The organism is Parabacteroides sp. AM17-47, from assembly GCF_003434625.1.
GTDB lineage: Bacteria > Bacteroidota > Bacteroidia > Bacteroidales > Tannerellaceae > Parabacteroides > Parabacteroides distasonis.
The window spans coordinates 81,146-91,433 of sequence record NZ_QTLI01000024.1; the positions used below are offsets into that span (position 1 = coordinate 81,146).

At 42.5% G+C, this 10,288-nt stretch carries 14 protein-coding genes; 1 reads left to right on the forward strand and 13 read right to left on the reverse strand.

Features of this window, described 5'->3' with window-relative positions:
• Positions 1-32 precede the first annotated feature (32 nt).
• The 3 genes from DW205_RS18150 to DW205_RS18160 form a co-directional block, all read right to left on the reverse strand.
• Positions 33-1,007, reverse strand: a complete 975-nt coding sequence (locus tag DW205_RS18150) for a FecR family protein (RefSeq protein WP_005863952.1) — start codon at positions 1,005-1,007, stop codon at positions 33-35.
• Between the two features lie 70 nt (positions 1,008-1,077).
• Positions 1,078-1,548: an N-acetylmuramoyl-L-alanine amidase gene (locus tag DW205_RS18155; protein WP_009016469.1), complete on the reverse strand. Its 471-nt coding sequence runs from the start codon at positions 1,546-1,548 to the stop codon at positions 1,078-1,080.
• On the reverse strand, positions 1,545-1,979 hold the full coding sequence (locus DW205_RS18160) for an HU family DNA-binding protein (protein ID WP_005863956.1): 435 nt from the start codon (positions 1,977-1,979) through the stop codon (positions 1,545-1,547). The genes DW205_RS18155 and DW205_RS18160 overlap by 4 nt, the downstream gene beginning before the upstream one ends.
• 194 nt (positions 1,980-2,173) lie before the next feature.
• Here DW205_RS18160 and DW205_RS18165 point away from each other — a divergent pair, with 194 nt between their 5' ends.
• Positions 2,174-3,289 carry an ATP-binding protein gene (locus DW205_RS18165; protein WP_005863959.1) on the forward strand — a complete coding sequence of 372 codons (1,116 nt, stop codon included), beginning with the start codon at positions 2,174-2,176 and terminating at the stop codon, positions 3,287-3,289.
• A 234-nt stretch (positions 3,290-3,523) separates the two neighbouring features.
• Here the strand turns inward: DW205_RS18165 and DW205_RS18170 are convergent, their stop codons facing one another.
• The 10 genes from DW205_RS18170 to DW205_RS18210 form a co-directional block, all read right to left on the reverse strand.
• Positions 3,524-4,705, reverse strand: coding sequence for a 6-bladed beta-propeller (locus DW205_RS18170; protein ID WP_005863961.1), 1,182 nt, complete (start codon positions 4,703-4,705; stop codon positions 3,524-3,526).
• Positions 4,706-4,712: 7 nt separating this feature from the next.
• Positions 4,713-5,927: a 6-bladed beta-propeller gene (locus DW205_RS18175; protein WP_005863962.1), complete on the reverse strand. Its 1,215-nt coding sequence runs from the start codon at positions 5,925-5,927 to the stop codon at positions 4,713-4,715.
• A 153-nt stretch (positions 5,928-6,080) separates the two neighbouring features.
• Positions 6,081-6,221 (reverse strand): hypothetical protein, encoded by a 141-nt coding sequence (locus tag DW205_RS22170; protein ID WP_005863964.1) that lies wholly within the window; start codon positions 6,219-6,221, stop codon positions 6,081-6,083.
• 16 nt (positions 6,222-6,237) lie between these two features.
• The gene (locus tag DW205_RS18180; RefSeq protein WP_005863965.1) at positions 6,238-7,401 is read right to left on the reverse strand and encodes a 6-bladed beta-propeller; all 1,164 of its coding nucleotides are present in this window, start codon (positions 7,399-7,401) and stop codon (positions 6,238-6,240) included.
• A 39-nt stretch (positions 7,402-7,440) separates the two neighbouring features.
• Entirely contained in the window at positions 7,441-7,731 is a 291-nt protein-coding gene (locus tag DW205_RS22055; RefSeq protein WP_005863966.1) for a hypothetical protein, read from the reverse strand.
• A gap of 69 nt (positions 7,732-7,800) precedes the next feature.
• Entirely contained in the window at positions 7,801-8,022 is a 222-nt protein-coding gene (locus DW205_RS18190) for a hypothetical protein (protein WP_005863967.1), read from the reverse strand.
• A gap of 11 nt (positions 8,023-8,033) precedes the next feature.
• Positions 8,034-8,480 (reverse strand): hypothetical protein, encoded by a 447-nt coding sequence (locus tag DW205_RS18195; RefSeq protein ID WP_227713785.1) that lies wholly within the window; start codon positions 8,478-8,480, stop codon positions 8,034-8,036.
• A gap of 248 nt (positions 8,481-8,728) precedes the next feature.
• A complete protein-coding gene (locus tag DW205_RS18200) occupies positions 8,729-8,956 on the reverse strand; it encodes a DUF4248 domain-containing protein (protein WP_005863971.1) in 228 nt (75 codons plus the stop codon).
• Complete coding sequence (locus DW205_RS18205) at positions 8,943-9,557, reverse strand: DUF6633 family protein (protein ID WP_008778650.1); 615 nt, start codon at positions 9,555-9,557, stop codon at positions 8,943-8,945. The genes DW205_RS18200 and DW205_RS18205 overlap by 14 nt, the downstream gene beginning before the upstream one ends.
• Entirely contained in the window at positions 9,460-10,071 is a 612-nt protein-coding gene (locus DW205_RS18210) for a DUF4373 domain-containing protein (protein WP_005863975.1), read from the reverse strand. Before DW205_RS18210 ends, DW205_RS18205 begins: the two co-directional genes overlap by 98 nt.
• Positions 10,072-10,288 lie beyond the last annotated feature (217 nt).

A 10,288-nucleotide genomic window follows, 5' to 3' on the forward strand; every position in this document is an offset into this window, starting at 1 on the left:
TTGTTTTTTTAAGATGTGTTGATATTTTTATTTTATTGAATATAGTAAGTTCCATCTCTTTGTGACCATTTGATCGGCAAACTGCGAGATATTACTTGTAAAATCTCCTTTAAAGATTGATCCTCGCTGAATGTTCCGGATACAGTGACATTCGGGTCCAGCAATCTCTTGTTTTCTATATGGATCGGGATCTCGTATCTTTTCTCAAGCTCATTCAGCAAGGTACAAAGCGCTATTGATTTATACTTTAGCAAGCCGTCTTTCCATGCCAGATTTTCTTTTGCGTTGACGGATTGGATATCAATCTTGTTCGTTGAACGGATGAATGTAAGTTGCTGGTCGGGAGCTAGTAAGACTTGTTGTGTCGGGCTTTCGAAACGGATAGACCCTTCCAGCAGGACGGCCGTGATCTGATCCTTCCCTTTATCGGCTTTTACACTAAAGGTCGTTCCTAATACCCGTATGGAGGCATTTCCCATATCGACGATGAAAGGTCTTTCCGGATTTTTCGCCACCTCGAAATAGGCTTCTCCTTCCAAATTAACCTTTCGCTGATCCGTACCGTATGCGTCAGAGTAGGTAAAGCGACTATTCCGGTTCAAAATGATCTTCGTACCATCATCCAATGTAAAATGAGATTTATTTTTATCGGTTATATAGGTATAGAATTGCTGAACCTTCCCTTCCCGGGTATTTAAGTGCGTCGTAGCGAAAAACAGAACAAGAAAGGCGATTGCCGCCGCAATGGGAGTAGCGATGAAACGGATCAGCCTCAATCTCTTTTGCCTGCTTTGATCGTCGATCTTCTTTCTCAAATTATCGAGGGACACATTAGGCATTAAGGAATGGCTGAACGAGACTTCCGCATCCCAATAACTCTTTAGCAACCGAAATTCTTTTTTGTTCTTTTCGTCTGCGTTCAGCCATTCGCTCAGCGAAAGAAAATCTTCCGAGGAGCTGTTGCCACTTAATATCCTTGTGATAATATGATCTATGCTATTCTCCATTTTAAGTTGTTTCTATACTAATAGTCGCAACCAAATTTGAAAACCCTTAGTGGGAGCATGGATTTTTTACTTATTTTTTTCGTAGCTCATACACGAGTTCTTTGTATTCGGGTATCGCGTTGAATGAGGGGCATTGTTTGATCCATTCATCCGGCGAGATCGTCCCGTCTCCGTTTAAGTCCTCCGAGAGATCCCGGTGCCCACAGACCCATGAGCCGGGAAAGCAGATTAAGAGATGCCGGATCAAACGTAACAACGAGGTCTTTTGAGCCTGTGTGCGGGTATCCCGTGGCTGTCCGGTGATGTCCAGTCCACCCTCGTAGCAAATCCCGATGCTGTGTTTGTTGTGTCCTCTCGCATGAGCCGGAATTTGCTCTAGCGGGCGCAGGTTCACTACTTCTCCCGATTTACGGATGTAGAAGTTGTAACCGGCACGGAGGAATCCCCGTGCCTTGTGGTCACTCTCCAGTTGCTCCGGGCTATAATCCGTATTCTCACGGGTTGCCGAGCAATGAATCACGATCAGGTCAATTTTTCTCATATCTCGTCCGGGCTTTCGCTATCAGAACCTGCGCTCTTTTTCGTAACCTCCAGAGGCTCGAAATTCACCTCATTGCGGGTAGTCCGCAGGGCCGAGCCCGGGAAAAAGATAATACGTGCCCCCTTTATCTTGGTGGCGTCGAAGTCCTCGGGCGTATTCGTTCCTTCGGAGTTAATAGACATACGGAAGTTTCCAAATTCTCCCAATTGCACCACGTTGCCGGAGGAAAGTTCCAGATCCATCGCCCAGTTTAATGAATCGAGCACCGCTTTCACGTCCGCCGACGAAAGCGTGGAGCGAGAGCAAATCAGTTTACATAATTTGTTGAGGTCCGAAGTCCCCGACGTTTTAGCGATCGCGTAGTTCTTTACTGAGTCTTTCTCTGCGCCGTTCAATACCTTACGCTTTACTACTTTAAATTTCACTGCCATAATTTTGAATTTTAAAAGGTTAATTACTAATGACAATGCAAAGATAGAGCCTCTGAAAAACGGGAATCGGCGAGTGTCGGTGAGTGTCGGTGAGTGTCGGGATATGTAAGTAGTAGTCGGTTTACTTGTTATTCTGGTTTTTTATTACGTAATTTGCGTTACGTGAATTGCGTAATGCAAATAAGATGCTGAATATGAATAATCCTTTTTTAATAGTTGGTTATCAAGGTCCAGAATATTTTTGTGATCGGGAGAAAGAGACAGAAGTGATTTTATCCGCTCTTCATAATGGGAGAAATATCACGTTGGTAAGCCCTCGCCGTATGGGAAAGACCGGTTTGATCAAGAATGTTTTTTATACGCTACAAGAAAAGGAGAAGAATGCCAAGTGCTTCTACTTAGATATTTTCTCTACTCAAAATTTGCGTGAGTTTGTCGCTTTGTTGGGAAGGGAGATCTTAGGTAAGCTGGATAGTCTCTCTCAATCTACGCTGAAGACCTTGCTTTCTTTTTTTAAGAGTTGCCGTCCCGTGATAACAATGGATGAGTTATCGGGCATTCCGTCTGTATCCTTGGATATCGTCCCTTCGAAAGAGGAGGAGACGCTGAAGGAGATTTTCGACTACTTGCGGCAGTCTGGAAGAGAATGTTATCTGGCTATTGACGAGTTCCAGCAAATCATGGAATATCCGGAGAAAGGGGTGGAAGGCCTATTGCGTTCTTATATTCAATTTTTGCCGAATGTTCATTTTATCTTTTCGGGGAGTAAAAAGCACTTGATGGAATATATATTCTTCTCAATCAAGCGCCCCTTCTATCAATCCACCCAAAAATTATTTTTAGACAAGATCAGCAAGGAGGTGTATTTTTCCTTTGCCCATTCTTTCTTCGAGAAGGAAGGGAAGGAGCTTCCGGAAGAAATATTTGATAAGGTGTACACATGGGTAGATGGGCATACTTGGTATGTGCAATATCTTTTGAACCGTCTCTTCGCTTTACCGGAAAAAACACTTTCTCCGGAGCTTCTTGATTCTCTCATGATGGAGATCTTACGGGAAGAAGAATATACCTACCAGACTTATTTCCAATTGTTGACATTTAATCAAATCCAGCTATTGAAAGCGATCGCCAAGGAAGGGATCGTCCGGGAGGTCAATGCTGCCGCCTTCATCAAAAAGTATGATTTGAAGGCGGTGAGTAGCGTGAATACTTCCTTAAGGATATTAATAGATAAGGAGTTTATATTGAGGCAACCGGATGGGTATATCGTGTATGATAGGTTCATGTCTATTTGGCTCAGCCGGATATGACAACGGATGAAAAATATTTAGTTGACACAGTTCGCTCGTACTACCAAAAATTATTCCATTAATATTATGATGGGATTATCTTCTTTGCCCAAATGCCAAAATATTTGTTCTGAAGGAAGTAAGCAGTTCTGACGCCCATCCTTGAAAGTCATATAGATAGCGCCATATCCCGTGTCCGGGTGTTTGTATCCATTTATATATACTATATTTGTAATGTGATCTTTTTATTGGATATCACTTCTTTTTTCTACACAACACGATCAGTTGATTTGTGTCCTCTCCCCAACTTTCGAACTGTTTTTGCAAGGTAGGGGATAGGGTGCGTTTCTTATCCTTTATCCATTGCGCTAGGTCGAACCATTCCATGGTCGTAATGTATAGGTCGTTAGTACTCCAACGAGGCCAGAAATTGGGGCCACCTAAAATATCGTCGGTGATTTTCATCCCGTCCTCATTTTTCACAACAAAACCCTCCCTCTCTTTTTTATCGTAAATCACGAATTTGTAATCATTCTCATTCTCTCCCCGTTGAGTCTGCTTTTGCCTGACTGCGGTGAAAAAGAAGTAACGATCGTCTTCCTCCAATCTTGGTATATTCCAATAATTAATCGCATTTTTGTTATATGCGTCCTCGGAATACCAAGCCTCGTACTCTATGGGCATCTGGTATTTACCCATATCTAGATAGAGATAAGGTCTCCATTTTGTTCCCGATAACTGATATACGGTATCTCTTGACGAGCGGGTTTTCATATAAACATTCTCTTTATATTTCGAGAATTCTCTCAATTCAGAGGAGGAGACAAAAGAAAATCCCTCGTTGAGACTCTCTATCCCATAATTCGGATTGGGCATGACAGTAACGGTATCACCCGCTAAACTCAATGCGCAAGCCATATATTTATCTATATGCATACAAAGATTACAAGTCCATAATACAGAATCCACAAAGACTATATTAAAAAAGTAATCATTAATTTTCTCCTTCCGAAGAAAATTTCCATCGTAATCATAATATAAGATCTGTTGCGTATCCGCATGGATGATCTCTTTTCGAGTAGGATTTATATCTATGCCTAGAATATAGAGATATTCGTCGGGTCCTTGTCCTTGACGGCCTATCTGTTTAACGAATTCACCGGTTCTCGTAAATTTGTAAATTCCTTGCCTTGTGTGAATCAACCAGAAATTATCACCGCAGACAATGTTTAAGATGCGGGAGATTACGATATCATGTGGAGTCTTCAACTCTAAATACTCAATGGTATCGGCTATCTCGGAGATTTTCATCTTTTGCTCTGTCTCTATGCATCGCTCGAAAAGTATGGTTCGCAACTTATCCGGATTCTCTGGGTTTCGATTGCATCCTACCGTTAAAAGTATGCATATCGCTGAGATTGTGATTATGGCTTTCATGTTTCTTTTATTTTGTTTTCAATTTTCCTATAAAGACGATACAATTATCGTCATCGGTAATTCGATTATTCAACTCTTTTACTTTTCTCAACACCTCCGGAGATAGTTTTTGATTGGAAGTCAAAACCTTTTCCAATTGCTCTTTTAATGCGTAAGGTTCCATGATCGCAGTGAAATAACCTCGATTGAAGGACGGATTGGTAGGCCCATCTATATTCCCTAGCATATTCCATTTCAAATTCACGAAACAACCTTTAAGGCTTTGTTTGTCTACTAGGATTTTCGGGAAACGGGGTAACTCATTATTCCATGAGGTCTGTGTATACCAAGTGACTAGAAAGTGATTGGGCAGCTCCGTGAAATAATGGCAGATCGGCTCATGACCCGTATGCATCGTAAAAACAGGGTGTAGCGTATTTGAGTCTATGTCATAATGATAAAGTGTGTCTTGCGAGGCTATACAATTATGAAGATAGAAGTCGGAAGCGTTGGTATTCAAGGATTCCCGTACCTCATAATCGTAAGTGCTTGGGATCAACATGAATTGGTCGGAGACCGGATATTCTTGGATGATATTGCCTTCGAAATCCTGTGTCCAGATCAATGCGGTGGGAGTTCCCTGAAAAGGTATGCACATGACGGTTACTGTTTTTTTCTCGTCATTGATAACAAATCGTCCTTTATGGGTTATATAGGCCAGAGGAATGTGTTTTTGTGGCTGCCCGTCGAGGTCAAACACTAATATCTTAGAGGCACGAATCTCCATTAGATAGATTTTATTATTATTTTCATCTAAATACTGATCATAAATAGATAAGTTATATTCATCCGGCCCTTGTCCTTGGGAGGAGATCTTTCTGATGAAATCCCCATTACGGTTATAGAGCTTACAGGAAGAGCCTGCCCTAAAAGATTTCACTAAAATATAATGGTCACTCACGGCTATATGGGTATCTTGTCCTGCGGCGGTCAGTGCGTCTTCCGAATTTTCTAGGCGAATAACTTGAAAGGAAGATAGCAAGGAGCTTAATGGTAAATTGAATGTATCCTTTACGGAAGAAAAGTCTAAATTAGTCACCGGATCTCCTTGCAGATTAATAACCTGTGCTATGACCGGGCAATTATCCAAGGTCAACTTTCTGGATACATTTGTCTCTTTATTTCCGCATGAGGAAACAACCGTTAGTAACGTGATCGATACGTAATATATGATTTTATTCATGCGTTTTATTATTTAAACAATGAATATTACACAAGTTGAATCATTCCATGAAAATGGAATGATGATTTGTGTTTACAGAGTCCTCACGACAAACATATACTTCTTCCTGTATATAAGCAAATAATATCTCCGATATTTTCGTAAAGGTGTTGTCTAGCATTTATTGAGGCTCTTTTTGTTGGTAGTAAAGCCCTCTATGTTCACCTCAGATCGTTCCAATGCCTTATCCGGATGACGGCATCCTTCGTGTTGGCGTGATTCCCTATGACCACCAGCTGATGAATTGTTTTCCATCACTGTTGATATTTTTTTACTTTTTAGATTTCACCAACATTACCACCCGATTGTCATCCTCTTCCAATGTCGCGGCCACTTCTTTTAGTTTGCCTTTCAACTTTCCCTTTTGATAGTCCCGGCAAAGATCGAAAGCGTTCAGGGTAGCCCATGATTCACCTTGGGCATTGATAGGGGTCAGCATAACCATATAGAATTCATTTTTAGAAGTATAATCTCCATTGTATATAATATACCTAGAAAACTCCTTTTCTTGGGTATCATACACAAAGTAGGTTTTAGGGAATCCTTCTTCTTTCCTGAAATCATATACGTTTTTTATACCTTCCATGAAATAATAGCGATTGGATATCAACCTCGGAATCAAGAACACTTCCGGATCCATGGTATGGATAGGTGGCGTTCGTGCGATAAACGGACGTAAACTGCAATCGGGCATCAATGTGTAGATCGTATCTGATGAGGGTTCTAATAGAATCCAATTACCATTAAACGGAGTGATTCTGCTGTAAGATCCCGGTCCGGCAGCTCTTGTACTATTTTCCATCCGTAAGACTTGAAAAAAGTACTTCTTCTCTTTAAAGGAAGGTCTTATTTCCTTGGTTATGCTCCCGTCCTGCTTCGATACGAGCAGGAAGGGTATCTCAGCATTGATTTCATCGTAACAAATCAGATTTTCTTTGTCATAATTGAATATTTCCCAATAGAACTGAGAGTCACCTTCTGTTTTCTGCTTCAAACTGCGTTTAAAATTTCCCTCTAAATCATAAACCTTTATTCTTTTCTTATAGTGATCATTTATAAATATTTCATTGTTTTCTTCGTCCAACGTAACACATCTAAAATTTATATATTCTTCCCCTCCTTGTCCTTTACGGTTTATCTTACGGATGGCCTTTCCGCTCCGGTCATATACGAATATATTCCCATCATTATTATAATTTGCCACTATTATGTATTTTTCACCAACCGCTTGTACATATCCCTGATTAATAAACTCATCGTTTGTTTCCAGAGGAATGTATTCCACATCCATGAAGTCTTGCAGTACCAGTTCTTTTTTGGTTGAATAACTTTCATTTACATCTACGGTAATAAACTCATCGGTCGATGAATGACTGCCTCCACACCCTGTCACTACAAACAGGATGCTTACTCCTATAAAACTGAATGTTTTCATTTGCCTATTATTTTATTTATTGTTTATTCCGCTATTTTTTTACATGACATAGGTTAGAACGTCTTTTCTTTTGCTCAAGGTTATACATTTATTCTTTTCTGTTTCCAGCTCTTGTTCCAGACGTGCTTTTTCTATGGAATCATGCGATAACTCATAGCGTTTGGATAATAAAGCCGCTTGTTCCCACTGTTTTTGTGCCAAGGCGCTATCCGGATGTTGGGGCATTAATCTCTCTACCTTCTGGAAGATTGAAGGGTGATGGTTTGGCCTATCACAAGAAATAAAATAGGTTAAGCCTAGTATTAAGAGGTAAACAAAGGTTTTTCTCATAAGTCCATTATATGTAAGGGGTAAAAGTAATAAAAAAATTTATACTATCACCTACCGTTTTCTTATTTCTTAATAGTTCCTTTTCTCCTTATATTTGTAATCCACCCCGAATAGGGCGCCGGCGAAAGTGGAGACCTCACCGAAGCCGATTAATACGGAATTATGGATCTCTCCCGTGGGGCTACACCAGAATCCCATGAACAGCAGCGAGAGGCCGGCTAGGCATAACATCACGGCTACTGTTAATTGTATATTTATTCTTTTCTGATACTTATTTCTTTTATGGTTCATAGGATGAGTTTTTATTTTGTCGAGGTCGTTTTTTTGAGAATCACGATGAGGGCAAGGCCCGGCGCTAGCCATAGCCACCAAGGGGTCGCCTGTCTTTTTCGCTCCTTGCTCTCCTGCGATACGTGCGTGGCGGTACTGGTTTGCGTGGATCGTTGGGCGCTGGATAGGGAAGAGGTGTCTGTTGCCGATCGCCGGGATTGTTCTTGCAGGGTGGCGGTGGTCACGGACAGCGGATATTGCCGCCCGGAACTGTCGGGGGAAGAGAAGGTTACTTGGCGCAGGGTGGCCGATAGGTGATTCCGGCTGTCGCTTTTGGCTTGGCGAAAGAGATGGTCGATACGGATTGCCGAGAGGGAGTCTTTCTCGTGTTTATACAGCCTTTGCTTGTTATCTCGTGAAACCGAGCAAGACAATGCGGATAGGGTAATTAGCCCGATACATACAAGTTTATTCATCATTTCTTTTTTCCGCAAAGGTAAGAGACTGAAAAAAGGGCAGTCGGTCAGTGTCGGTCAATGTCGGGATTTGTACCCGAAAAAAAGACGTACGTGTTTTCGGAAAAAGTCGTACGTGTTTTTCGAAAAACATGTACGTGTTTTTTTGAGAACATTTACGGCCGTGATTCGCTCGAAAAAAAGAGTTGGATTACGGGAGAAATCACCGTTATGCCGTTAATAATGGAAAATTGATAATTGAGGCTTGGAAATTAAAGATTCCAATTCTCGGGGTCGCCCATATGATCGACGATGGTCCGCACTTGCAAGGGCGTGTAAAGGCGGATGCCTTTACGATAGCCGATGGCTTCGAGGGCAGACAGTAGCTCCGGGTCCCGGCGGATGAAACGGGTCAATTGTGTGGAGGCCGAGGAGGGGAGTACGTTCGGGAAATATAAAAGGGCCAACTCTTGATGGCCATAGATTCTATTCGTGTTCATGGTGTTGCTGTTTTTGTTTTTTTAATCTTAAATACTCTTCATACGTGATACCACTCGAGGAGGGGGTGGTCGTGGCGGGAGCTGCCGTGTCCGGTTGCCGGTAGCGGACGCTCTCTTTCCGTCGCTCGTCCATGAATTGCAGGAGCGAGGTCGTGATGGTCAAGGCATCCACCGATCCGTAGAAGCGTCCGTACCGCCCGCATTTCAGCCGGTGGAAGAACAGGAGCATCTCGGAGGCTTTTAAAAATGGATACTCGGTGAGAATCAAGGCCGACAGCTCTTTTTGGCGGCTGACGGGCATTTTTTCTTTTACCCCCGCGAACAGGTTCACGTTCTCCAGTTGGATGCAGATCCATACGATCGCTACCGGCTCGCCGTAGCCGACGGCTATCGTGGCCAGCGTAGGGGCCGTGCCCGTATAGGTCCGCTCCGGGTGACGGGCGGCGGCGATCTGTAGATCGGGGGTGAATATCGATAGGAAACTTTGGGCGTCGCCGTAGCGTTTACGCATGTCGGCTAGCGCTTGTGGCGTTGGCTGCCATTTGGAGTAGCTCGACTCTGCGGCCTGCCTCTCCGTTATCATTTGAGGTCGAATGTTCATTTCTAGCTTGAATTTTTGTTACCGTGTTTGTTTTATTTTCTTTTCCTTTTCCTTTTGGGGAGGTTTCTGGCGCGAAAACCGGGGTTTCCGTAACAGGAACCGATATTTCTACCGTAGGAATAGGGGCGGTCTCTTCCCGGATTTCCCATTCGGGGGAGATACGGGATATGCTCCGCTTGTTGATTTCCCGATAGCGGGATTGGATTCCGAAAGAGGTGAGGATTCCTTGCCGGGCGAATAGATCCCGGTTAAATAATCGGATCTCAACGCAAAATCCGATGATCTCGCGAACTCGCTCTTCCTTCAGGTTAAGCGTAAATCCGATGTCAAAGCAGAAATCGTCCGTGTATCGGACGTAATAGCCCGTGGTTCCATACGCTTCGCACAGGATCGCCATGTAGGTGGAGAAACCTTCGCATCCATAATTTTGAAATAAACGACGTGTTTTTCGGTCGGACAGTATATCGGTATCCAGCGGAAAATAGCTTAATCCCTTTTTGATTGGTCTCGACATAATTTTTTTAATTTTATTGGCATTCCGGTTCGTTCTCCCGTACGAGGGATGAAGAAGTAGGTTTAAGGTTCGGCTAACAAACTCGAAAACGAAATTCGACTCTCTCTTCCATCTCTATTTGGATGCGAACTTAATTATTTTAGATGAATTTGAACGCTAAATAGGGTATCCTATAATATAATGTACCCGATATCCGTTGCCGTAAAAAACTTGCAAA